Raw genomic sequence first — 22,311 nt, forward strand, 5'->3', positions numbered from 1 at the left:
GGGACGGGTCGGGCCAGTCCGGCGGCTGCAGGTCGGGCGCCTGCTGGAAGGCCAGCCGGTAGCCGGCGCCGCTGACGACGACCCAGTCGTCGCCGGGACCGCCCCTGCTGATCTCCATGCCGAGCAGCTCGGCGTAGAAGCCGGCGAGGGCGTGCGCATCGGGCGCGTCGATCACGACGGAGTGGAGTTGACCGATCATGCGGCCATCCTGACCCGGGGCCCGGACGGCCGACAGCCCGGTCCCGGCCGGACACCGCAGGGATCCGGCCACGCGCCGGCCTCCGCCCCCGGCTGCGGGGTGGCGACCGCGTGCCGCAGGATCGACGGCATGCCCGATCCCGCTGCGCTCGACCCCGGTGTGCCCGATCCAGCTGCCCCTGACCTGGGCTCGCTGACCTGGCTGCCCGCCGCCTCCCGCCCGGACCTGCTCGGCGCACCGGTCGCCGCGGCGCTCCCGGGCCTTCCCGGCCCGGCGTGGGTGGCCGAGATCGACGACGACCTGGCTGACACCGCTGCCTTCACCGAGGCCTACGGGGTTCCGCTGGCGGCGTCGGCCAACTGCGTCGTGGTCGCGGCCCGCCGGGCGGGGGAGACGACGCTGGCCGCCTGCCTGGTGCTCGCGACCACCCGCGCGGACGTGAACGGGCTGGTGCGGCGGCATCTCGGCGCGCGCAAGGCGTCGTTCGCGCCGCAGGACGTGGCGGTCGCCGAGAGCGGCATGGCCTACGGCGGCATCACGCCGGTGGGCCTGCCCGCGGGCTGGCCGGTGCTCGTCGACGCCGCCGTCGCGGCCGCCGACCTCGTGGTGATCGGCTCGGGCACCCGCGGCAGCAAGCTGGCGGTGCCCGGTTCGCTGCTGGCCGCGCTGCCGGCTGCCGAAGTGCTGGACGGGCTCGGCCAGCCGCTGCCTGCCGAGGCGCCGGCGCCCCCACCGGCGCAGCCACTGCGCCTGGACCGCGCGGCCGACGACAGCGACGTCGGCTGGGGCGAGCGGCCGTCGGACGGCTCCGCCGACGACCGGCGCTACCTGGAGGACCGGCCGCCGCACTGGGGCAGCGACTGAGTCGCGGACGGGTCGTCCTAGCTCCGGTCGGGGCCGTTCGAGTTCGTGCCGGTCGCTGCCTGCTGGGCACGGAGCAGGTCGCGGATCTCGATCAGCAGCTCGGTCTCGGTGGGTGCCACCGGGCCCGGCTCCTCGCCCTCGACCCGCCGCTCGAGCAGGCGGTGCAGCGGCAGGACGACGAGGAAATACAGCACCGCGGCGGTCAGCACGAACGTGATCAGCTGGCTGACGAACTCGCCCCAGGTGAATGTCTGGCCGTTCAGCTCGAACGTCCCACCCAGCTTGCCGCCGCCGCCGAGCACGCCGATGAGCGGTGTGAGGAACGAGCCGGCGAAGGTGTTCACCAGCGCGGTGAACGCCGAGCCGATGACGACCGCGACGGCGAGTTCGACCACGTTGCCGCGGAACAGGAAGTCCTTGAAACCCTTCAGCACCCGACCATCCAGCCACATCGCCTGGCTGCCCGCGCGACCGGTCAGGGCGGCGGCAGGCTGATCGTGAGGGTGGCCCCCGCCGAGGCGCTCGCCAGCCGGGTGGCGGTGACGTCGTCGACGGCGAGCAGCAGCAGCCCGGCGGCGGCGTCGTCGTCCCCGGCATGACCCGGTGCGGCGAGGACGAGAGCGCCGGCCGCTACCCGTTCCGTGACCCCGGTGTCGGTGGTGGTGGCCAGGACGTCGACCCGGTCACCCGGCCGGACCAGGGCGGTGACCGCGAGATCGGCGAGGCGTACGGGTGCGGCGACCTGGCCCGCCGGCAGGAGAGTGGTGAGGCCGGCGCCGACGAGTCGCGCGTCGGTCAGCGGTTCTCCCCGGCGGACGGCCGCGGCGAGCACCTGGTGGTGGAGCAGCTCGGTCCGGTCGACGACCCCGGCCGGGACGGCGCCTTCCGGGAGGGCGACGACGGCCAGGTGCTCGGCGGACAGGCGCGTGCCGGCCGGCAGGTCCGAGGTGGCGACGACGACGGGCCGGTCGGTCACCGCCGCGTCGGCCGGCGCGGGGGCCGGGCGCAGCGCGAGCGCCAGGGCCAGCGCGGCCAGCAGGCCGGCGGTGAGCCGGCGGGCGAGCAGCGCGGGGAACCGTGGGCGGCGCAGACGGAACATGGCCCCGACCCTGCGTGAGCCTGGCGGGACTCGGCCGGGTGCGGCCGGAACTGTGGACGGTGCGGGCGGTTGTGGACGCCGCCGGTCAGCACAGGATCAGTTGGCGGCCTTGGCGGCGCTGCCCGAGGTCGACGACGTGGAGGCCGAGCTGCTCGACGAAGAGCCGCCGTCCTTGGCGGTCGACGACGAGGACGAGCTCTCCTTGGTCGACGACGAGCTGCTGCTCGGGGCCTCGGAGGAGCTGCTGCTCTTGCGGCTGTCGGTGCGGTAGAAGCCCGAGCCCTTGAACACCACGCCCACCGAGCCGTAGACCTTGCGGACCGGAGCACCGCACTCCGGGCACTCGCTCACCGGCTCGTCGGTGAAGGACTGCACGACCTCGAACTGGTGCTTGGTCTCGGGGTTGATGCAGGCGTACTGGTACGTGGGCACTGCGGTGGCTCCCTGGTCGAGCGGAGGAAACGAAGGGCTGGCACTCGGCCCCGTCGACTGCCAATGATGCGGCATGGCCCGCCCTCCGTCCACGAGGGACGACGGACGTCACCTGTGCCTCACCCCACGGGGCGGTGGCGCGGAGCGGATCAGCAGTCGAACACCGACCAGCAGATGGCGTTGCGGAGCCGCTGGTCGTCCAGGACGAGTTCGCGGATGGCCTCGGGCAGCTGCTCGCGCTGCCACCGGCACTCGAGTCGCCCTGCGGTCTCGCCCTCGCCGCCCGGCGCCGCGGCACGCACGGCCTTGATCGCGTAGGCCGCGGCGCCGAGCTCGTGGGCGGCCACGTGGGCCACCGCCCCCGCCTGGCCGGCGGCGTAGGCGGCGTGCCGTGCCGCACCGCGCAGGTCCCGGGCCGCGCCCATCGCATGGCCGCCGGCGGCCCGGGCCTGCATCATCCCGACCTCCCCGCGCACCCAGGCGCGGGCGTGCTCGATGGCTTCCCGCGGTCGGGGGTCGTCGGGCCGGACCGAGGCGAACAGCGGCAGGACGTGCTCCGCGCACGCCGCCGCCCACAGGGCGAGGAGGTGGTGGTCGGCGTCGGTCAGCGTTCCGCCGCGCCGCACCGTGACGAACCGGGGGTCGCGCACCTCCGGGAGGATCACGGCCCGAGCGTGCCCCGCGGCCGGCCGGTGCTCACGCGCCCACGTAGTCCGCGAGGTGCCGGCCGGTCAGGGTGGACCGGGCGGCGACGAGATCGGCCGGGGTGCCCTCGAAGACGATCCGGCCGCCGTCGTGCCCGGCGCCGGGGCCCAGGTCGATGATCCAGTCGGCGTGCGCCATGACGGCCTGGTGGTGCTCGATGACCATCACCGTCTTGCCCGAGTCCACCAACCGGTCCAGCAGGCCGAGCAGGTTCTCGACGTCGGCCAGGTGCAGGCCTGTCGTCGGCTCGTCGAGGACGTAGACGCCGCCCTTCTCGGCCATCCGGGTGGCCAGCTTGATGCGCTGACGTTCGCCACCGGAGAGCGTGGTGAGCGGCTGGCCGAGGGTCAGGTAGCCCAGCCCCACGTCGACGAGGCGGTCGAGGACGGTGTGCGCGGCGGGTGTGCGCGCCTCGCCGGTGCCGAAGAACTCCTCCGCCTCGACCACGGACATCGCGAGCACCTCGGCGATGTTCCTGCCGCCGAGGGTGTACTCCAGCACCGAGGCCTGGAAGCGCCTGCCCTCGCACTCCTCGCAGGGCGACTCGACCGTGGCCATGACACCGAGGTCGGTGTAGATCACGCCCGCGCCGTTGCAGGTGGGGCAGGCACCCTCGGAGTTGGCGCTGAACAGCGCCGGCTTCACGCCGTTGGCCTTGGCGAACGCCTTGCGGATCGGCTCCAGCAGGCCGGTGTAGGTGGCCGGGTTGGAGCGCCGCGAGCCCTTGATGGCGCCCTGGTCGACGACGACGACGTCGTCCCGCTTGGCGAGGTTGCCGTGGACCAGCGAGCTCTTGCCCGACCCGGCCACACCGGTGACGACGGTGAGCACGCCGGTCGGGATGTCGACGTCGACGTCGACGAGGTTGTTCTGGTTCGCCCCGCGGATCTCCAGCGCGCCGGTCGACGTGCGGAGGGTCTGCTTCAGGGCCACCCGGTCGCCGAGGTGGCGCCCGGTGAGGGTGTCGCTGTGCCGCAGCTGGTCGACGGTGCCCTCGAACACGACCTGACCGCCCTCGGTGCCGGCACGCGGCCCGAGGTCGACGACGTGGTCGGCGATGACGATCGTCTCGGGCTTGTGCTCCACGACCAGCACGGTGTTGCCCTTGTCGCGCAGCCGCAGCAGCAGGTCGTTCATCCGGGCGATGTCGTGCGGGTGCAGCCCGATGGTGGGCTCGTCGAAGACGTAGGTGACGTCGGTCAGCGACGACCCGAGGTGGCGGATCATCTTCGTGCGCTGCGCCTCGCCACCGGAGAGGGTGCCGGCCGGGCGGTCGAGCGAGAGGTAGCCCAGCCCGATGCCGATGAACGAGTCGAGCAGGTGCTGCAGGCCGGCGAGCAGCGGCCGGACCGAGGGCTCGTCGAGGCCGCGGACCCACTCGGCGACGTCGCTGATCTGCATGGCGCAGACCTCGGCGATGTTCTTCCCCCCGATCCGCGAGGACCGGGCCTCGGGGGTCAGCCGCGTGCCCTCGCACTCCGGGCACCGCTGGAACGTGATCACCCGCTCCACGAAGGCGCGGATGTGCGGCTGCATCGCCTCGACGTCCTTGGCGAGCATCGACTTCTGGATCTTCGGGATGACGCCCTCGTAGGTGAGGTTGATGCCCTCGACCTTGATCTTCGTCGGCTCCTTGTAGAGGAGGTCGTCGAGCTCCTTCTTCGTGAACCTCGCGATCGGCTTGTCCATGTCGAAGCCGAAGCCGCTGAAGATCCGGCCGTACCAGCCGTCCATGCTGTAGCCGGGGACCATCAGCGCGCCCTCGCCCAGCGATTTCGACTCGTCGTAGAGCGCCGTGAGGTCGAAGTCGGAGACCGAGCCCATGCCCTCGCAGCGGGGGCACATGCCGCCCAGGTAGACGGCCTCGCGGACGACGTTCTTCTCGACCCGGCCGCCCTTCTCGGTGCTCATCACGCCGCTCGCCTTGCGCGTGGGGACGTTGAAGGAGAAGGCCGTCGGCGGGCCGATCTGCGGCGTGCCCAGCCGGCTGAACAGGATGCGCAGCATCGCATTCGCGTCCGTGGCGGTGCCGACGGTCGAGCGCGGGTTGGCGCCCATCCGCTCCTGGTCGACGATGATCGCCGTCGTCAGGCCCTCGAGCACGTCGACGTCGGGACGGGCGAGGGTCGGCATGAAGCCCTGCAGGAACGCGCTGTAGGTCTCGTTGATCATCCGCTGCGACTCGGCGGCGATGGTGCTGAACACGAGCGAGCTCTTGCCCGACCCGGAGACGCCGGTGAACACCGTGAGCCGGCGCTTCGGGATCTCGACGTCGACGTCCTTGAGGTTGTTCTGCCGGGCGCCGACCACCCGGATCAGGTCGTGGCTGTCCGCGACGTGCGCGTCGGTCGTCGGTGCCGGGCTCATGGGGATCTCCCTCTGTCGTCGGATCGCGGCGGCGACGGGCGGCCACCGGCGCTCTCGCAGGGATGACTGCGGGGAGCGCCGGTTCTCAGCGCTCCTGGATGCGGACCGTGTTGCCGGCCGGATCGCGGAACGAGCAGTCCCGTACGCCGTACGGCATTCGCGTCGGCTCCTGCATCACCTCGGCGCCGGTCGCCTGGATCCGCTCGAAGGCGGCGTCGAGGTCGGCAGTGGCCAGCACGATCGAGGCGTAGGTGCCCTTGGCCATCATCTCGGCGATCGTCCGCTTCTCGTCCTCGGTGACGCCGGGGTCGGCCGCTGGCGGGTGGAGGACGAGGGTGGTGGCCGACTCGTCCGCGGGGCCGAGGGTGAGCCAGCGCATGCCGTCGTGACCGACGTCGTTGCGCAGCTCGAAGCCCAGGGCGTCGCGGTAGAAGGCCAGGGAGGCCTCGGCGTCGTCGTGCGGGAGGAAGGCGTGGTGAACGGTGATCTCCATGGCCGTCACGTTAGGGACGGCGCGATGTCGCGCGCTTCTCGATTCCTGACCGGTCTGGTCGCCTGCTTGGCCAGGCACGACGGGATGCCCGCGGCTGCCTGCGCCGACTCGCGCCGGTAGACGCTGGGCGGGACCCCCACCAGCTCGGTGAACCGGGTGCTGAAGGTGCCCAGCGACTGGCAGCCGACGGCGAAGCACACCTCGGTGACGCTCAGGTCGCCTCGGCGCAGCAGGGCCATGGCCCGCTCGATCCGCCGCGTCATCAGGTAGCTGTAGGGCGATTCGCCGTAGGCGCGCCGGAACGCCCGGCTCAGGTGACCGGCGGACATGTGCGCGCCGCGGGCCAGCGCCTGGACGTCCAGCGGCTGCGCGTACTCCCGGTCGATCCGGTCCCGCACCCGGCGCATGAGCGCGAGGTCGCGCAGGCGCTGCTCATCCGCGGGGGTCCGGGCCATGATCGCGATCCTGCCAGCGAGGGCGGGTGCGGAGAACCCGTCGGGCTCCGGCGGAGGTGGACGGGGTCGGCGTCGGCGTCCTGGCTCACCTGGTGGGGTCCTGGCTCACCGTCGACAGTGAGCCAGGACCCGTGTTGATCAGCCGGGCTGATCAACACGGGCTCACCGGCCGAGGTGGCGGTACCGGTGCAACCGGGTGCGGAAGCGCTCGGTGTCGTCGCGGCCGAGCAGCCTGGCCAGCTCCTCGCCCAGCACCCGGCCCAGGCGCAGGCAGAACTCGGTCGGCTCGTCGGCGGCATCGGGCCGCTCGGGGACCACGCGGTCGACGATCCCGGCCCGCCAGAGATCGGTGGCCCGCACGCCCTGGTCCGCGGCCATCTCGTCGGCCCGGTCCACGGTGCGGTGCACGATCGCCGACGCGCCCTCCGGGGGCAGTGGGCCCAGCCAGCCGTTGGCGGCAGCCAGCACCCGGTCGGCCGGCACGAGGGCCAGCGCACCGCCGCCGGTGCCCTGCCCGAGCAGCACCGCCAGCGTCGGGGCCCTGAGCACCACCAGGTCGTGCAGGCAGCGGGCGATCTCCCCGGCCAGCCCGCCCTCCTCGGCCTCCCGGGACAGCGCGGCACCGGGGGTGTCGATGAGGGTCACCAGCGGCAGCCGCAACTGCTCGGCCAGGTGCATGCCGCGCCGGGCCTCGCGCAGCGCCGCCGGGCCCAGCGGCGCCGACATCGACTGCCCGCGCCGGTCCTGGCCGAGCACCACGCACGGGGCGCCGCCGAAGCGGGCCAGGGCGATGAGGAGCCCGGGGTCCTTCTCGCCGGCGCCGGTGCCCGAGAGCCCCACGACGTCGGTCGCCGCGGTGCGCAGCAGCCGACGCACGCCGGGACGGTCCTCCCGCCGGGACGCCGTCACGACCTCCCACGCGCTGCGACCGTCGTCCGGATCGTCGGCGTCGGTGCCGTCCTCGGCCGTCGGGCGCTCGGCACCGGCGACGTCGTGGTGCCAGGTCTGCCGCGCGGCCAGCACGCGCAACGCCCGGTCGGCGACGTCGGCGATCTCCTCGTGCGGGACGACGGCGTCGATCAGGCCGCGCTCGGCCATGTGCTCGGCCGTCTGCACGCCCTCCGGGAACGGCTCGCCGTAGAGCGCCTCGAAGACCCGGGGGCCGAGGAAGCCGATGGACGCCCCGGGCTCGGCGATGGTCACGTGACCCAGCGAGCCCCACGACGCGAGCACACCGCCGAAGGTGGGGTTGCGCAGGTAGACCAGGTACGGCAGCCCGGCCTCCTTGTGCCGGGCGATCGCCGCGGTGATGCCGATCATCTGCAGGAAGGCCACCGTGCCCTCCTGCATCCGGGTGCCGCCCGACACCGGCGCCGCGAGCAGCGGCAGCCCCTCGTCGGTCGCCCGCTCGACCGCGGAGATCAGCCGCTCGGCGGCAGCCACCCCGATGGAGCCCGCGAGGAAGCCGAACTCCCCGGCGACGACGGCGACGCGGCGACCGCGCAGCCGGCCCTCCCCGGTGATGATCGACTCGTCCTGCCGGCTCTTCTGCGCGGCGCGCTCCAGGTCGCGCGCGTAGCTCTCGCCGACCTCGCGCGGCGGGATGGGCGAGTCCCATGACTGCCACGAACCCGCGTCGAGCACCAGGTCCCGGAGGGCGCGGGCGTCGAGTCGGGCCGGCCGGTCGGTCGGTGCGCTCACGGGGCGGGGTCCTCCTCGGGGCCGGCCAGCCAGGCGCGGATCGCGTCGCCGTCGGCGCCGAGCACCGGAGGGGCGGCGTGGTCGCGGCGGGTCGTCTCGGTCTCCCCGTCGGGCGACGGGGAGAAGAACCGTAGCGGCGGCCCCGGGAGCTGCAGCCGGCCCAGGGTGGCGTGGTCGACGTCGACCAGCAGGCCCTGGGAGAGCGTCTGGTCCCAGCCGTAGACCTCGTCGATCGTGCGCACCTTGCCCGCGGGGATGCCCGCGGCCGCGAGCCGGGCCAGCAGGTCCTCGGCACCGATCCCGGCGAACGCGCCCTCCAGCAGCCCGATCACCTGCTCGCGGTTGTCCACGCGCTCGCCGTTGGTCGCCAGGCCGGGGGCGTCGGCGTCGAAACCGAACTCCGCGCACAGCCGCCGCCACAGCGACTCCGAGCCGCACGACAGCTGCACGCTCCCCCCGGCGCACCGGAACAGCCCGTACGGCGCGATCGAGGGGTGGTGGTTGCCCTGGGCGCGGCCGACCTTCCCGGCCACCGTCCACGCCGTCCCCTGGAAGGCGTGCACGCCGACGATCGAGGCGAGCAGCGACGTGCGCACCACCTGGCCGCGGCCGGTCCGCTCCCGCTCGTGCAGCGCCGCCAGCACGCCGTAGGCGCCGTACATGCCGGCCAGCAGGTCACCGATCGGGACGCCGACGCGCTGCGGGTCCTCGGGGCCCGGGCCGGTCAGCGACATCAGCCCGGCCTCGCCCTGCGCGATCTGGTCGTAGCCGGCGCGGCCGCCCTCCGGGCCGTCGTGCCCGAAGCCGCTGATCGAGAGGGTCACCAGCCGCGGGTTGAGCTCGGCGAGCACGTCGGTGCCGAAGCCCAGCCGCGCCAGGGTCCCGGGGCGGAAGTTCTCCATCAGCACGTCGGCCCGGCGAAGCAGTCGGCTCAGCGTCGCCTTGTCGGCCTCGTCCTTGAGGTCGAGGGTGATCGACTCCTTGTTCTTGTTCGTCGAGAGGAAGTACGTCGACTCCCGGTCGCCGGAGTCGGGCTGCACGAACGGCGGACCCCAGCCGCGGGTGTCGTCCCCGCTGCCGGGGTTCTCCACCTTGATCACCCGTGCGCCGAGGTCGCCCAGCATCATCGCGGCGTGCGGGCCGGCGAGTGCCCGGGTCAGGTCGACGACGAGCACGCCGTCCAGGGGTCCGCTCACGTCGGCACTCCGATCGGTCTAGAGCCAGCCGGGGACGACGAACACCAGCCACGCGAGCAGCGGTCCGACGGCCACGACGATCCCGGCGTAGGCCAGGATCTGCTTGTAGAAGCGGTCCTTGTCCACGTCCTGCGCGTTGGCGAGGACGAGGGCGCCGTTCGTGGAGAACGGGCTCACGTCGACGATGGTCGAGGCCACGGACAGGGCGACCACCACCCCCACGGCGCCGATCTCCCCGGCGAGCAGGAACGGCACCGCGAGCGAGATGGCCACGCCGATGATCGCCGTCGACGACGCGAAGGCCGACACCACCCCGCCGATGTAGGCCAGCAGCAGCGCGATGAGCAGCGGCGCGCCCAGACCGATGACGGCGTCGCCGACGTAGTCGATCGTGCCGGCCTCCTCCAGCACGAACACGAAGGTCAGCACGCCGGCGATCAGCAGGATGGTGCTCCAGCTGATCTGGGTGACCGCGCCCTTGTGCTGCTGGGCGGAGAAGAGCGCGAGCACGACCGCGACGCTGATGGAGACGAACCCGATGTCGAGGTCGAAGACCAGCGCCAGGACGGCGACGACGACCAGGCCGACGAGGGTGAGGATCTGCTCGAAGCGCACCGGCCGGGGGACGTCGGGGTGCATGTGCTCGTCGTCGTCGCCACCGACGGCCGGGCCGGGGGCCGCGCCGTGGCCGCGGACGAGGGTGCCGTGTGCGTGCGCGGTGTGCGGCACCTGCTCCGTGCCGACCTTGCGGCCGAGCAGCGAGCGCCCACCGAGCACGAAGAAGAGGACGAGGGCGATCGCGATGTTGAACCCGAGGCTGCCGAGGAAGACCGTCAGCGGACTGCTGGGCAGGTCCTCCTCGGCGACGATCCGGTTCACCGTCGCGCCGTAGACGCTCAGGGGGGAGAACCCGCCGCCCTGGGCGCCGTGGATGACCATCATGCCCATCAGCAGCGGGCTGATCCCGTGCCGCGCGGCGAAGGTGAGCGCGATCGGGGCGATGATCGCGACCGCCGCGGGCGAGAGGGCGCCGATCGCGGTGAGCAGCGCGGTCACGAAGAACATGACCCAGGGGATCGCCGCCACGTGGCCGCCCACGAGCCGCACCGCTCCGCGGACCAGCAGGTCGACGGTCCCGTTGTTCTGCGCGATCGCGAACAGGTACGTGACACCGATCAGCGTCAGCACCAGCCCGGACGGGAAACCGCCCAGGATGTCGTCGGTGCTCAGGCCGACCGACAGGGTGCCGACCACGAAGGCGGCGACGAACGCCAGCGCGCCCATGTTGATGGGCAGGAAGGTGGCGATCGCGAAGATCACGACCAGCGCGAGGATGGTGACGATCTCGGGGGACACGATGTCTCCCACTTCATCGGGGGGTGAGGTCAGCCCACTGTGTCAGTGACCGGCGGGTAGCGCCTGCCAGCGCTCGTGCTGCTCACCGGCGTGCGCTGACTAGGCTGCCTGCATGTCGAACCCGAAGACCCGCCCGGCGCGGAAGGCGGTCATCCCCGTCGCGGGCATGGGTACCCGCTTCCTGCCGGCGACCAAGGCCGTGCCCAAGGAACTGCTGCCGGTCGTCGACCGACCCGCGCTGCAGTACATCGTCGAGGAGGCCGCACGAGCGGGCCTGGGCGAGGTGCTCATGGTCACCGGCCGCGGCAAGGCCGCCATCGAGGACTACTTCGACCGCACGCCCGAGCTCGAGGCGGCCCTGGAGAAGAAGGGCGACGCCGGCCGGCTGGCTGCCGTGCACGAGTCGACCGACGTCGCGCAGGTGCACTTCGTCCGGCAGGGCGAGGCCCGGGGACTGGGCCACGCGGTGCTGCAGGCCGCGGCCTTCGTGGGCGACGAGCCGTTCGCCGTCCTGCTCGGCGACGACCTGATCGACGCCCGCGACCACCTGCTGGAGCAGATGCTGGCCGTCCAGGCCGAGCACGGCGGCTCGGTGATCGCACTGCTCGACGTCGGCATGGAGAACATCGACAAGTACGGCGCGGTCGCCGTCGACCCGGCCACCTCGGGCAGCGACGTCGTCGCGATCACCGGGCTGGTGGAGAAGCCCCCGGTGGAGGAGGCGCCCAGCAGCCTGGCCATCATCGGCCGCTACGTCCTGGCCCCCGAGGTCTTCGACGTGCTGCGGGAGACCGCGCCCGGCCGCGGCAACGAAATCCAGCTGACCGACGCGCTGGCCACCCTCGTCGAGCGCGGCGAGCCCGTCCACGGCGTCGTCTTCGGCGGCCGCCGCTACGACACCGGCGACAAGCTCGACTACCTCAAGGCCGTCATCCGGCTGGCCGCCGAGCGCGACGACCTGGGCCCGGCGCTGCGCGGCTGGCTGCGTGACTTCGTCACCGAGCTGCCCGCCGAGGGCGCGTCGTCGTCCTGAGCGGCGCCCGGCGGGGCACGATCGCACGGCGGCGCGGAACCGGAGGTCCTCCGGTCCCGCCGCCGCGCGAGCCGCTGCCGGTCCACGGCACGGCAGGACGACGGTGGTGAGGATGTCGGGGCACAGCGACAGCGGCAACAACGGCGGCGGGGGGTCCCGGACCCACCGGGACACCGCCCAGGTGGACATGCCCATGGCGCCACCGCAGCGCACCGGGCCGGTCGGCGGGGTGCGCGGTTCCAACCCCGTGCCGCCCAAGCCCGCGCTCACCGGGCCGGTGCCCCTGCCGGCCGACGGGCGTTCGGACGCCTCACCGCTCGTGCGCACCGTCGAGCGGCACCTCGACGAGATCCTCGCCGCGGTGCCGCAGCCGGACGCGATCGAGCTGGCGGTCCTCGACGCGCAGGGGCTGCTCTGCGCCGAGGACGTCGTGAGCTCCCGCGCGCTGCCCGCCTTCGACCAGGCGGCCCTCGAGGGCTACGCGGCCCGGGCCGAGGACGTCGCTCCCGCCTCCGTGCGGCAGCCGGTCGAGCTCGCGGTCGTGGGGGAGAGCGTGGCCGGGGTGGATGCGCCCGCGGCGATCGGCCCCGGGCTGGCGCTCAAGGTGTCCGCCGGGGCGATGCTGCCGGCCGGCGCCGACGTCGTCGTCCCCTCGGTCTGGACCGACCGGGGTGCCGCGCGCGTCCTCGTGCAGGCCGGCCCCCCGGCGGGCAGCTACGTGCGCCGCACCGGTGACGACGTCGCGCCCGGCGACTCCGCCGTCCAGGTGGGCACGCCCATCGGACCGGCGCAGATCAGCCTGCTCGCCGCCGTGGGCCGCGAGCGCGTGCTGGTGCGGCCGCGCCCCCGGGTCGTGGTGCTCAGCGCCGGCACAGAGCTGGTCGACGTCAGCGCCACCCCGTCGCCGGGTCAGGTCGTCGACGTCAACAGCTACGCGCTGGCCGCCGCGGCCCGCGACGCCGGTGCCGACGCCTACCGCTCGGGCATCCTGCCCTCGGACCCGCGCCGCCTCGCGGAGGTGCTGGAGAGCCAGCTGCTGCGCAGCGACCTGGTGCTGATCTCGGGCACGGTCGCCAGCGGCGGGTTCGACCTCGTGCAGGAGGCGCTGGCCCAGCTGGGCGAAATGCGCTTCAGCCAGGTCGCCATGCACCCCGGGCCCGCGCAGGGCTTCGGCCGGCTGGGCCGCGACGACGTCCCGGTGATCTGCGTGCCGGGCGAGCCGGTGGGGGCGCTGGTCTCCTTCGAGGTGTTCGTCCGCCCGGCGATCCGGCTGATGCTCGGCAAGCGACAGCTGTTCCGCCGGACGGTGCAGGCCATCTCCGGCCAGCAGCTGCTCTCCCCCCTGGGCTACCGCCAGTACCTGCACGGCACCGTGATGCGGCACCCCGACGGCGGTTACGTCGTCGAGCCCGTGGGCGACGCCACCGACGCGCTGCTGGCGCGGATGGCGCGGGCGAACTGCCTCATCGTCATCGACGAGGACGTCACCGAGGTGGCCGCGGGCGGGCTGGTCACCGTCATGCCGCTGCTGCTCGGCGGCTGAGCCACCCCGGGCCCGTGACCGATCCGCTGCTGCATCCCGGCTGGCCCGCGCGCCTGGTCTCGGGACCGGTGGAGCTGCACCCGCTCCGCCGGCGCGACGCCGCGGAGTGGAGCCGGCTGCGGCTGGCCAACGAGAGCTGGCTGAGCCCCTGGGAGCCGACCGCGCCGGTGCCCTGGGCGCCCCGGCACGCGCCGGCCGCCTACCGGGCGATGCGGCGGACCGTCGCCCGCCGCGCCCGCCTGGGCACCTCGCTGCCCTTCGCCGTCCGGGTGGACGGTCGGCTGGCCGGCCAGGTGACGGTGGACAACATCGTGCGCGGCGCCCTGCGCACCGGGTACCTGGGCTACTGGATCGACCGCTCCGTCGCGGGCCGCGGGATCGGCTCGCTGGCCGTCGCGCTGGTCTGCGACCACGCCTTCGGGCCGGTAGGGCTGCACCGGCTGCAGGCCGACATCCGGCCGGAGAACCTGCCCAGCCAGCGGCTGGTCGAGCGGCTCGGTTTCCAGCGCGAGGGACTGCTGCGCCGCTACCTCGACATCGACGGCGACTGGCGCGACCACCTGGCCTACGCCCTGCTGGCCGAGGACCTGCCCCGCGGGGTGCTGGCGCGCTGGCGCGAGATGTCGCCGGGTCGACCCGGCGACTGATCGGCACGGCGACATAGCACGCACGGTCGCGGTCCCCGGATCGCGGAAGGGCGACACGCCGTCCCTCGTCACACCGGTCCCAGAACACTCGGCGACACGCCCGCGCGCCTCCCGGATCGCACCGCCGTCGCTGCTTAGCCTCGCCTGGCGAGTGACTGATGTGACAGGTGGTGTTCCTATGGGATCGGGCGTGCTTCTGGCCGCGCTGGTCGTGCTGTGGTTTGTCGTGCTGGTGCCCATGGTGGTGACCCGCGGCGACGCACAGGACGGCCGGACGACGGCTGCCGACGCCGGCCGGACGCTGCAGCGGCGGCGGTCGGTGGAGACGGTCCGGCATGCCGAGACCGAGCGCGTCGAGATCGACCGCGAGGTGCTGCGCACCACCGGTGAGCTGAAGGTGGACGTGCACGCGCTGCGGCGTCGCGCCCTCGGCGGCCTGGTGCTGGCCACGCTGGCCTCGCTGGCCGGCGCGCTGGTGCTCAGCCCGTGGCTGTGGATCGTCACCGCCGTGGCCGGTCTGGCCACCGCCGGCTACGTGCTGGTCCTGCGGAAGGTGGCCCGCCGCGAGCGGATGGCCGCCCGCCGCGCTGCCCGCGTCGCTGCCCGTGCGGCTCTGCAGTCCCGCCCCGCTGCGCGGCCCGCCGCCCGTCCGGCACCGGCGCCCGTGCAGCGGACCGCTCCGCCGGCGGAGCTGCACGAGACCGTCGCCCAGCAGGGCCTCCCGCACCCGAGCGTGCCCCTGGCGCCGGTGCACGCCCTGCGCCCCGGCCGGGTCGTCGCGGCGCGTACCCCGGCGCCGGCCGGCTGGCAGAACAGTGCGGTGGTCGGTCTGGACGACGACGACATCGGCTTCGCCGACATCGACGAGTACCGCCCCGCCCGGGCGGCCAACGCCTGAGCCCCCGGCCTGCCGACGCCCCGGTGGTGGCGTCGGGGGGCCGGACCGGTAAAGTGCTTTCTCGAAGGGGCTGTGGCGCAGTCCGGTAGCGCACCTCGTTCGCATCGAGGGGGTCAGGGGTTCAACTCCCCTCAGCTCCACCCGGATACACCGAAGGCCGGACCCGATCGGGTCCGGCCTTCGGTGTTCGTGCGGTCCGATCAGCGGGCGTTGCGGAAGTCGGGCAGCCGCTTCTCCACGAACGCCCGCACGCCCTCCCGACCCTCCGGGTCGTCAGCCGACTCGGCGATCAGCTGCGCTTCCTCGTCCAGCTGCTCCTCGAACGAGCGGGTGGCCGCGCGACGCACCAGCGCCCGGGTGCGCACCATGGCCCGGACCGGGCCCGCGGCGATCGCGTGGGCCGTCGCGACGGTGACGTCGCGCAGTTCCTCGTCCTCCACCAGCCGCGCCACCAGACCGGTCAGGTGTGCCTCGGCGGCGGTGAGCGACTTGTTCGTGAGCATCAGGTCCAGCGCGCGCGGCGCGCCCAGCGCGCGGGCCAGCGCCCAGGACGTGCCGCCGTCGGGGGAGAAGCCGAGCGCTCCGTAGGCGGGGCGGATCTTCGTGGTGCGACCGCAGATGACGATGTCGCAGGCGCCCATCAGCCCAATCGCCGCTCCGGCCACCGCGCCCTGCACACCGGCGATCACCGGCACCGGGCAGTAGAGCACCCGGCGGATCACCTCGTGCCAGTCGTGCGCCAGGCCTCCGACGTGGGCCCGCGGGTCCTCCGCGGCGGCGAACGAGCGGACGTCGCCGCCCACGCAGAACCGCGGGCCGTTCGCCAGGATCAGCACCGCCCGGGTCTCCTCCGGGCGGGCGGCCAGCGCCTCGCCGAACGCCACGGCGAGCTCGGGGGTGAGCGCGTTGCCCGTCTCCGGCCGGTCCAGCGTGATCCGCCAGACGTCGCCGTCGGTCTCGGTGAGCACGTGCGGACCGGTCATCGTCGTCCTCCGGGCGTCGGAATCCTGTTCCGTCACCGTAGGCGGTCGGGCCGAGGTCAGAACCAGGACGGGAACCACATGCGCCGCGCCCACTCGGCGTTGCTCAGCGGCTCCCCGGTCAGCACCGGCCAGAAGAACACGAAGGTGCCGGCCACGATCGCCACGTACAGGCACGCCGAGCCGAGTCCGATGCGCCGGCGCAGCCACGAGGCGTCGGCCCGCCCGACGACGTCCTGCAGCGCGAGGGCGACCGCCAGCACGAAGAACGGCAGCGCCGGGGCCATGTAGAAGATGAACATCGTCCGGTCCAGGTTGAGGAACCAAGTGAGCCAGCCGGCCGCGATGCCGACCGCCGCGACGCCCGCCGCCGGGTCCCGCCGCGCGACCATCCGCCAGACCAGCCACAGCATCGCCGGGGCGAAGGCCAGCCAGAGCGTCGGCGTCCCGACCATGAGGATGTAGCGGATCACCTGCTCGCCGTCGGAGTCGGTGATGCCCTGCGGGTTCCACAGCAGGATGGGCCGGCCGTTGACCAGCCAGGACCAGGGCCCGGACTCCCACGGGTGCGGGCTGGACAGGCCGTTGTGGAAGCGCAGCCACTCGGCGTGCTGGTGCCACAGCGAGCGCAGCGCGTCCGGGATCCAGGGATAGGCGGTGTCGGGGTTCTGCTGGGCCCACGCCTTGCCCTGCGAGGTCTCGCCGAGGAACCAGCCGGTGAAGCTCGCCAGGTAGGTCAGCACCGGGACGACGGCCAGCGCCCACAGCGCCCCGGGCAGCCCGCGGCGGGCCGCCGTCCGGGTGGGCCGGGGCACGCCGGCCTCCCGCCAGGCCGCGCGGTCCCAGAACACCGACAGGATCGCGAAGAACGCCAGGAACCAGATGCCGCTCCACTTGACCGCGACGGCGCAGCCGAAGAGCACGCCCGCAGCGATCCGCCAGCCGCGCGGGCCCAGCCGGAAACCGAACGCCCCCACGTCGCCGGACGCCCGCACCCGGGCCCGGACGAGATCGCGGTCGACCACCAGGCAGGAGACGGCGGCGAGCACCAGCACCTGCAGGAAGATGTCGAGCAGGCCGATCCGCGACAGCGTGAACTGGAAGCCGTCGACCAGCAGCAGGACCCCGGCGAACAGCCCGACCAGGGTCGAGCCGGTGAGCCGGCGGGTGAGCCGGAACAGGAGGACGACGGCGATCGCCCCGGCCACGGCCGACGGGAACCGCCAGCCGAAGGAGTCCTTGCCGAACAGCAGCTCCCCGAGGGCGATGAACCACTTGCCCAGCGGCGGGTGGACGATGAAGGAGTAGCCGCGGTTGTACTCGTGGCCCCAGGTCAGCAGCTCCTCGGCCTGCGGCGGGTAGTACGCCTCGTCGAACAGCAGGCCCTTCGGATAGCTGATCCCCACCAGCCGGACGGCCAGCGCGACGGCGCCCAGCACCCCGGCGATGACCCAGGACGCGCGGCGGTCGGAGGGCAGCGACGGCACGACGTCCCGCTGACGACGCGGCGGTCGGGAGCGGGGGGCCCGGGGCGCCGGCCGGGGGTCGTGGTCGACCCGTCCAGGAGCCAGCACTGCCATGCAGTGAGCGTAATGACCGGGTGCTCGTGACAGGCTCGTCGTCGTGAGCGGACGGCTGGTGCTGGGCGGGGCGCCCCTGGGGCAGCCCGGGGACGTCGGTCCCCGGCTGCGCGCGGTCATGGCGACCGCCGACGTCCTCGCCGTCGAGGACACGCGGCGCCTGCACCGGCTCGCCGCCGACCTCGAGGTCACCTTCACCGGCCGGGTGGTCACCTTCCACGAGTCGGTGGAGCAGTCGCGACTGCCCGGGCTGCTCGACGCGCTGGCCTCCGGCGCCACCGTCCTGCTGCTCACCGACGCCGGGATGCCATCGGTGTCCGATCCCGGCTACACGCTGGTGCGGGCGGCCATCGACGCCGGGATCGACGTCACCTCGGTGCCCGGACCCTCCGCCGTCGTCACCGCGCTCGCGGTGTCCGGGCTGCCGGTGGACCGGTTCTGCTTCGAGGGCTTCCTGCCGCGGCGGTCGGGGGAGCGGCGGTCCACGTTCACCGCGCTGGCCGACGAGCGACGCACGATGGTGTTCTTCGAGTCGCCGCACCGGTTGGCCGACGCGCTGACCGACGCCGCCGCGGTGCTCGGGGACGACCGGCCGGCGGCGGTGTGCCGCGAGCTGACCAAGACCTACGAGGAGATCCGGCGCGGCGGGCTGGCCGAGCTGGCGGCGTGGGCGGCCGAGGGCGTGAAGGGCGAGATCACCCTCGTCGTGGCCGGAGCGCCCGAGCGGGTGGTGGAGATGTCCGGGCCGGAGCTCGCCGCCGCCGTCGCCGCCGAGGAGGCCGCCGGCGCCACGCGCAAGGACGCCATCCGCGCCGTCGTCACCCGGACCGGGCTGCCCAAGCGCACCGTCTTCGACGCCGTCGTCGCCGCCAAGACGCCCTGATTCCTACCCCCGACCCCTGCCCCTCCGCCGGTGTGCGCGCATCGGGGTGATGACGGCTCGATCGCCCCGATCAGCGCACACCCGCGTCGGTGAGCAAGGCGCGCAGCCGGGCGATCAGCCGAGCCGGGTCGCGCAGGTCGGCGGCCGTCACGAAGAAGACCCGCCAGCCCGCGGCGTGCAGTCGGTTCAGGCGCTGCCGGTCCCGGGCGAACTGACCCGGTTCCGCGTGCCACAGCCCGTCGTACTCGAGGGCCACGCGGAGTTCGGGCCAGGCGAAGTCGACCCGGGCGACGAACCCGTTGTCGTCGCGCACCGTGAACTGGGCGACCGGCGGAGGCAGCGGGCTGCGACCGACGAGCAGCCGCAGCCGGGTCTCCTGCGGTGACCCGGCCAGTCCGTCGGCGAGGGCGCAGGTTTGACGGGCACGAGTCGAGCCGGGCCCGCGACCGAGCGCGGCCAGGGACCGCACCTCGTCCAGATCGGCGAGACCCGCCGAAGCGAGCCGGTCCACGGCGACCACGCCGTCGTCGACGGGCAGCGAGGCGGCGAGCCGCACCGCCGTAGCGGCCGGAGATGTCACGGCGACTCCCCTGTGGCGGCGCACGTGCCCGGCGAGCAGCTCGGCCCGGCGGACGCGGACGCCGCGGATCCGGCGGGGATGCGACGAACGCGGCACCGTCAGCTCGACCTCATCGTCCGCGCCGGCCATGTCGACGCCCCACATGACAGCGGCACTGCGGCCCGTGACCACTGCACCCGGCACCACCATCGCGGCTGCTGCCCGCGCCATGAGGGCGTGGGAGACGGGGGTGTCCACGTGCACGTAGACGTCTGCGAACAAGCGACGCCACGCGGGCCCCCGCAGTTGGTTGGGCGTGAGGAGACCTCGTGCGACGACCGTGCTGCCGCGGAAGACGGTCCGCCGCAGCGGGAGCGGGACGGCTGCGACGGGAGGCACCCGGGGACGGTGCCTGATCCGCCTCTCACCGCGCTGACGTTGTCCACAGACTCGACTCGTCGGTGTGCGCTGGTCGTGGTGATGGGGGCGGCATCACCACGATCAGCGCACGGTCGCGCCGGGGTCAGAGCCAGCCGTTGCGCTTGAAGCCCCGGTAGAGCAGCACGCAGGCGCTGATGATGATCAGCCACACCATCGGATAGCCCCACCGCCATCCCAGCTCCGGCATGTGCTCGAAGTTCATGCCGTAGATGCCGGCGATCGCGGTCGGGACGGCGATGATGCCGGCGTAGGCCGAGATCTTCCGCATGTCCTCGTTGTCGGCCATCGAGGTCCGCGCCAGCGACGCCTGAAGGATCGAGGTCAGCAGCTCGTCGAAGCCGTTGACCTGGTCGCGCACCCGGATCGCGTGGTCGAGCACGTCGCGGAAGTAGGAGCGGATCGCGTCCGGGACGACGTCGATCGGCCGCTCGGCGAGCTTCTGCAGGGGCACCTCGAGAGGGGAGACCGCCCGCCGCAGGGCCATCAGCTCGCGCTTGAGCTGGTACAGCCGCCCGATGTCGTCGGTGCGCTCCGGGCTGAACACCGACGCCTCCAGCTCGTCGACGTCCTCCTCCACCGCGGCGGCCACCTCCACGAAGGTGTCCACGACGAGGTCGGCGACGGCGTAGAGCACCGCCGAGGAGCCGAGGCAGAGCAGGTCGCGCTGCTCCTCGAGGCGGTGCCGCAGCTCGGTCAGGGGATTGTGCTCCCCGTGCCGCACGGTGATCACGTACCGCTCGCCGACGAAGACCATCACCTCGCCGGTGTCGACCACCTCGCTGGTCGCCGTCAGCTCCTCGTGCTCCACGTACGTCGCCGTCTTGAACACCATGAACAGCGCGTCGTCGTAGCGTTCGAGCTTGGGTCGCTGGTGGGCGTAGACGGCGTCCTCGACGGCGAGCGGGTGCAGGTCGTAGCGCTCGGCGATCGCGCTCAGCTCGTCCTCGGTCGGCGCGAACAGCCCGAGCCAGACGAAGCCGTTGCGCTCCTCGGCCACGTGCAGCGCGTCCTCCGGTGCCACCGGCTCCTGCCGGCGGCCGTCCACGTACACCGCGCAGTCGACGACGGCGCCGACGCCGGCACGACGAGTGGGCGTCCGGGGCTGCCGGCCGGCCGGTCGCGGGCGCAGCGTGGGTGGCCCGCTCAGCGGCACCTCCGACGGCGGCTCGAGCGGGGCAGCGGGGGATGTCTCACCGGTCGTCATCGCGGCCCCTCCTGGATCTGTCCTCGGGCGGGTGCAGCGTAGGCGTGCGGTGCGCAGCGACCCGTGCGAACCTGCGGGGAGGGGCTGCGGGACCGTCGGCCCTCGACGCACGAGGAGGACACCGTGGCGGCAGGGACGCGACGGATCAAGTCCGTCGAGGACTCCATCCGCGACACCGACGAGCCGGAGCACCGGCTCAAGAAGCACCTGTCCGGCCTGGATCTCGCGGTCTTCGGCGTCGGCGTGATCATCGGGACGGGCATCTTCGTGCTCACCGGTGTCGTGGCCCGGGACCAGTCCGGGCCCGCCGTGGCCATCTCCTTCGTCATCGCCGGTGTGGTGTGCGGCCTGGCCGCGCTCTGCTACGCCGAGTTCGCGTCCACCGTGCCGGTGGCCGGGTCGGCCTACACGTTCTCCTACGCGACGTTCGGCGAGCTCGTCGCCTGGATCATCGGGTGGGACCTGGTGCTCGAGCTGGCGCTCGGGGCGGCGACCGTCGCGGTCGGCTGGTCGGGCTACCTGAATCAGCTGCTGGCCGACATCGGGGCTCCGCTCCCGGAGTCGATCGCCGGGGAGACGGCGAGGTTCAACATCCCGGCGATCGCCATCGTCGCCCTGATGACCGTGGTCCTGGTGCTGGGCATCAAGCTCTCGTCCCGGGTGACCGCGGTGATCGTGGTGATCAAGGTGGCCATCGTGCTGCTGGTCATCGCCGTGGGGCTCTTCTTCGTGAAGGCCGCCAACTACAGCCCCTTCGTCCCGCCGGCCCAGCCGGCCGAGGCCGGCGCGAGCGGCTGGGACGCACCGCTGGTCCAGACGCTGTTCGGCTTCAGCCAGGGCACGTTCGGCTGGGGCGGGGTGATGGCCGGCGCCGCGGTCGTGTTCTTCGCCTTCATCGGCTTCGACATCGTGGCCACCGCGGCCGAGGAGACGAAGGATCCGGGACGCGACCTGCCCCGGGGCATCCTCGGCTCGCTCGCGATCTGCACGATCCTGTACGTGGCGGTGTCGCTGGTGGTGGTGGGCATGCAGCGGTACAGCGAGCTCAGCGCCGACGCACCGCTGGCGGCGGCGTTCTCCGACGTGGGACTGCCCGTCTTCGCCACGATCATCTCCATCGGGGCGCTCGCCGGCCTGACGTCGGTGGTCATGATCCTGATGCTCGGCCAGTCGCGGGTGCTGTTCGCCATGAGCCGGGACCGCCTGCTGCCGCCCGGCCTGGCGGCGGTGCACCCGCGCTACGGGACGCCGTACAAGATCACCATCGGCACCGGCGTCTTCGTCGCGATCCTGGCCGCCGTCGCGCCGCTGGAGGAGCTCGCCAACCTGGTGAACATCGGGACCCTGTTCGCCTTCGTGCTGGTCTCCATCGGAGTGATCGTCCTGCGGCGGACGCGGCCGGACCTGCCCCGGTCCTTCCGGGTGCCGCTGATGCCGGTGCTGCCGATCGTCTCGGCGCTGGCCTGCCTCTGGCTGATGCTCAACCTGCCGGGCGAGACCTGGTGGCGGTTCGTGATCTGGATGCTGGTGGGGGCGATCGTGTACTTCGGCTACAGCCGCCGGAAGAGCCGGTTCGTGACCGAGGGCGGGCGGGAGGACGCGGGGGCCGCCAACGCCGCACGCAGGGACTGATCGTTCGCCCGGACGGGGGAGATCCACGCCGGTCGCTCCAGCAC

At 73.4% G+C, this 22,311-nt stretch carries 22 protein-coding genes and 1 tRNA gene; 8 read left to right on the forward strand and 15 right to left on the reverse strand.

All coding sequences use genetic code 11. The features are described from left to right. Window positions 1-199, reverse strand: a 199-nt coding sequence (locus tag C5508_RS13915; protein WP_332872192.1) for a VOC family protein, incomplete at its 3' end; no start/stop codon positions are given. A 129-nt stretch (window positions 200-328) separates the two neighbouring features. On the opposite strand from C5508_RS13915, the gene C5508_RS13920 reads away from it, so the two are divergent. After that, complete coding sequence (locus C5508_RS13920) at window positions 329-1,063, forward strand: YbaK/EbsC family protein (protein WP_198598083.1); 735 nt, start codon at window positions 329-331, stop codon at window positions 1,061-1,063. 17 nt (window positions 1,064-1,080) lie between these two features. On the opposite strand, the gene mscL is transcribed toward C5508_RS13920, so the two are convergent. From mscL to C5508_RS13970, 10 genes are all read right to left on the reverse strand, one after another. After that, entirely contained in the window at window positions 1,081-1,515 is a 435-nt protein-coding gene (gene mscL, locus C5508_RS13925; protein ID WP_157944098.1) for a large conductance mechanosensitive channel protein MscL, read from the reverse strand. 23 nt (window positions 1,516-1,538) lie between these two features. Continuing rightward, window positions 1,539-2,162: a Flp pilus assembly protein CpaB gene (gene cpaB, locus C5508_RS13930; RefSeq protein ID WP_104525548.1), complete on the reverse strand. Its 624-nt coding sequence runs from the start codon at window positions 2,160-2,162 to the stop codon at window positions 1,539-1,541. Window positions 2,163-2,258: 96 nt separating this feature from the next. Next, window positions 2,259-2,594 carry an FmdB family zinc ribbon protein gene (locus C5508_RS13935; protein ID WP_104525549.1) on the reverse strand — a complete coding sequence of 112 codons (336 nt, stop codon included), beginning with the start codon at window positions 2,592-2,594 and terminating at the stop codon, window positions 2,259-2,261. Between the two features lie 149 nt (window positions 2,595-2,743). After that, complete coding sequence (locus C5508_RS13940; protein ID WP_104525550.1) at window positions 2,744-3,259, reverse strand: putative immunity protein; 516 nt, start codon at window positions 3,257-3,259, stop codon at window positions 2,744-2,746. A 31-nt stretch (window positions 3,260-3,290) separates the two neighbouring features. After that, the gene (locus tag C5508_RS13945; RefSeq protein ID WP_104525551.1) at window positions 3,291-5,666 is read right to left on the reverse strand and encodes an ATP-binding cassette domain-containing protein; all 2,376 of its coding nucleotides are present in this window, start codon (window positions 5,664-5,666) and stop codon (window positions 3,291-3,293) included. 85 nt (window positions 5,667-5,751) lie between these two features. Further along, window positions 5,752-6,159, reverse strand: coding sequence for a VOC family protein (locus C5508_RS13950; protein WP_104525566.1), 408 nt, complete (start codon window positions 6,157-6,159; stop codon window positions 5,752-5,754). Window positions 6,160-6,164: 5 nt separating this feature from the next. Then, window positions 6,165-6,614: a helix-turn-helix transcriptional regulator gene (locus tag C5508_RS13955; RefSeq protein WP_104525552.1), complete on the reverse strand. Its 450-nt coding sequence runs from the start codon at window positions 6,612-6,614 to the stop codon at window positions 6,165-6,167. A 162-nt stretch (window positions 6,615-6,776) separates the two neighbouring features. Continuing rightward, window positions 6,777-8,315 (reverse strand): carboxyl transferase domain-containing protein, encoded by a 1,539-nt coding sequence (locus tag C5508_RS13960; RefSeq protein ID WP_104525553.1) that lies wholly within the window; start codon window positions 8,313-8,315, stop codon window positions 6,777-6,779. Then, a complete protein-coding gene (locus C5508_RS13965) occupies window positions 8,312-9,511 on the reverse strand; it encodes a CaiB/BaiF CoA transferase family protein (protein ID WP_104525554.1) in 1,200 nt (399 codons plus the stop codon). Before C5508_RS13965 ends, C5508_RS13960 begins: the two co-directional genes overlap by 4 nt. An 18-nt stretch (window positions 9,512-9,529) precedes the next feature. Beyond that, window positions 9,530-10,867 carry an SLC13 family permease gene (locus C5508_RS13970; protein WP_104525567.1) on the reverse strand — a complete coding sequence of 446 codons (1,338 nt, stop codon included), beginning with the start codon at window positions 10,865-10,867 and terminating at the stop codon, window positions 9,530-9,532. 112 nt (window positions 10,868-10,979) lie between these two features. Between C5508_RS13970 and galU the strand changes: the two genes are divergently transcribed. The 5 genes from galU to C5508_RS13995 all read left to right on the forward strand — a co-directional run bounded on the left by galU (window position 10,980) and on the right by C5508_RS13995 (window position 15,128). After that, window positions 10,980-11,900, forward strand: coding sequence for a UTP--glucose-1-phosphate uridylyltransferase GalU (galU, locus tag C5508_RS13975; protein ID WP_104525555.1), 921 nt, complete (start codon window positions 10,980-10,982; stop codon window positions 11,898-11,900). 112 nt (window positions 11,901-12,012) lie between these two features. Continuing rightward, the gene (gene glp, locus C5508_RS13980; RefSeq protein ID WP_198598085.1) at window positions 12,013-13,443 is read left to right on the forward strand and encodes a molybdotransferase-like divisome protein Glp; all 1,431 of its coding nucleotides are present in this window, start codon (window positions 12,013-12,015) and stop codon (window positions 13,441-13,443) included. A gap of 14 nt (window positions 13,444-13,457) precedes the next feature. Beyond that, window positions 13,458-14,090, forward strand: coding sequence for a GNAT family N-acetyltransferase (locus C5508_RS13985; RefSeq protein WP_104525556.1), 633 nt, complete (start codon window positions 13,458-13,460; stop codon window positions 14,088-14,090). A 178-nt stretch (window positions 14,091-14,268) separates the two neighbouring features. Further along, complete coding sequence (locus C5508_RS13990; RefSeq protein WP_104525557.1) at window positions 14,269-14,988, forward strand: hypothetical protein; 720 nt, start codon at window positions 14,269-14,271, stop codon at window positions 14,986-14,988. A 66-nt stretch (window positions 14,989-15,054) separates the two neighbouring features. Then, window positions 15,055-15,128: transfer RNA gene (locus tag C5508_RS13995), tRNA-Ala, on the forward strand. Window positions 15,129-15,188: 60 nt separating this feature from the next. Here the strand turns inward: C5508_RS13995 and C5508_RS14000 are convergent. Then, window positions 15,189-15,971 carry an enoyl-CoA hydratase/isomerase family protein gene (locus C5508_RS14000; protein ID WP_104525558.1) on the reverse strand — a complete coding sequence of 261 codons (783 nt, stop codon included), beginning with the start codon at window positions 15,969-15,971 and terminating at the stop codon, window positions 15,189-15,191. Window positions 15,972-16,027: 56 nt separating this feature from the next. Beyond that, on the reverse strand, window positions 16,028-17,548 hold the full coding sequence (locus tag C5508_RS14005; protein WP_104525559.1) for a dolichyl-phosphate-mannose--protein mannosyltransferase: 1,521 nt from the start codon (window positions 17,546-17,548) through the stop codon (window positions 16,028-16,030). A gap of 43 nt (window positions 17,549-17,591) precedes the next feature. Here C5508_RS14005 and rsmI point away from each other — a divergent pair, with 43 nt between their 5' ends. Beyond that, window positions 17,592-18,431 (forward strand): 16S rRNA (cytidine(1402)-2'-O)-methyltransferase, encoded by an 840-nt coding sequence (gene rsmI, locus C5508_RS14010; RefSeq protein WP_104525560.1) that lies wholly within the window; start codon window positions 17,592-17,594, stop codon window positions 18,429-18,431. 70 nt (window positions 18,432-18,501) lie between these two features. On the opposite strand, the gene C5508_RS14015 is transcribed toward rsmI, so the two are convergent. Continuing rightward, a complete protein-coding gene (locus C5508_RS14015; RefSeq protein ID WP_104525561.1) occupies window positions 18,502-19,389 on the reverse strand; it encodes an endonuclease domain-containing protein in 888 nt (295 codons plus the stop codon). A gap of 124 nt (window positions 19,390-19,513) precedes the next feature. Then, window positions 19,514-20,635 (reverse strand): magnesium/cobalt transporter CorA, encoded by a 1,122-nt coding sequence (corA, locus tag C5508_RS14020; protein ID WP_104525562.1) that lies wholly within the window; start codon window positions 20,633-20,635, stop codon window positions 19,514-19,516. 123 nt (window positions 20,636-20,758) lie between these two features. Between corA and C5508_RS14025 the strand changes: the two genes are divergently transcribed. Then, window positions 20,759-22,267 carry an amino acid permease gene (locus C5508_RS14025; protein ID WP_104525563.1) on the forward strand — a complete coding sequence of 503 codons (1,509 nt, stop codon included), beginning with the start codon at window positions 20,759-20,761 and terminating at the stop codon, window positions 22,265-22,267. Window positions 22,268-22,311 lie beyond the last annotated feature (44 nt).

Origin of the sequence: Blastococcus atacamensis (genome assembly GCF_002938425.1) — a bacterium.
GTDB classification, from domain to species: domain Bacteria; phylum Actinomycetota; class Actinomycetes; order Mycobacteriales; family Geodermatophilaceae; genus Blastococcus; species Blastococcus atacamensis.

Coding starts and splice junctions, on each gene's coding strand:
- corA (WP_104525562.1), bottom strand. CDS start 20,635: ATGACGACCGGTGAGACATCCCCCGCTGCCCCGCTCGAGCCGCCGTCG.
- C5508_RS13920 (WP_198598083.1), top strand. CDS start 329: ATGCCCGATCCCGCTGCGCTCGACCCCGGTGTGCCCGATCCAGCTGCC.
- galU (WP_104525555.1), top strand. CDS start 10,980: ATGTCGAACCCGAAGACCCGCCCGGCGCGGAAGGCGGTCATCCCCGTC.
- glp (WP_198598085.1), top strand. CDS start 12,013: ATGTCGGGGCACAGCGACAGCGGCAACAACGGCGGCGGGGGGTCCCGG.
- cpaB (WP_104525548.1), bottom strand. CDS start 2,162: ATGTTCCGTCTGCGCCGCCCACGGTTCCCCGCGCTGCTCGCCCGCCGG.
- C5508_RS13990 (WP_104525557.1), top strand. CDS start 14,269: ATGGGATCGGGCGTGCTTCTGGCCGCGCTGGTCGTGCTGTGGTTTGTC.
- C5508_RS13950 (WP_104525566.1), bottom strand. CDS start 6,159: ATGGAGATCACCGTTCACCACGCCTTCCTCCCGCACGACGACGCCGAG.
- C5508_RS14005 (WP_104525559.1), bottom strand. CDS start 17,548: ATGGCAGTGCTGGCTCCTGGACGGGTCGACCACGACCCCCGGCCGGCG.
- C5508_RS13955 (WP_104525552.1), bottom strand. CDS start 6,614: ATGGCCCGGACCCCCGCGGATGAGCAGCGCCTGCGCGACCTCGCGCTC.
- mscL (WP_157944098.1), bottom strand. CDS start 1,515: ATGTGGCTGGATGGTCGGGTGCTGAAGGGTTTCAAGGACTTCCTGTTC.
- C5508_RS14000 (WP_104525558.1), bottom strand. CDS start 15,971: ATGACCGGTCCGCACGTGCTCACCGAGACCGACGGCGACGTCTGGCGG.
- C5508_RS13945 (WP_104525551.1), bottom strand. CDS start 5,666: ATGAGCCCGGCACCGACGACCGACGCGCACGTCGCGGACAGCCACGAC.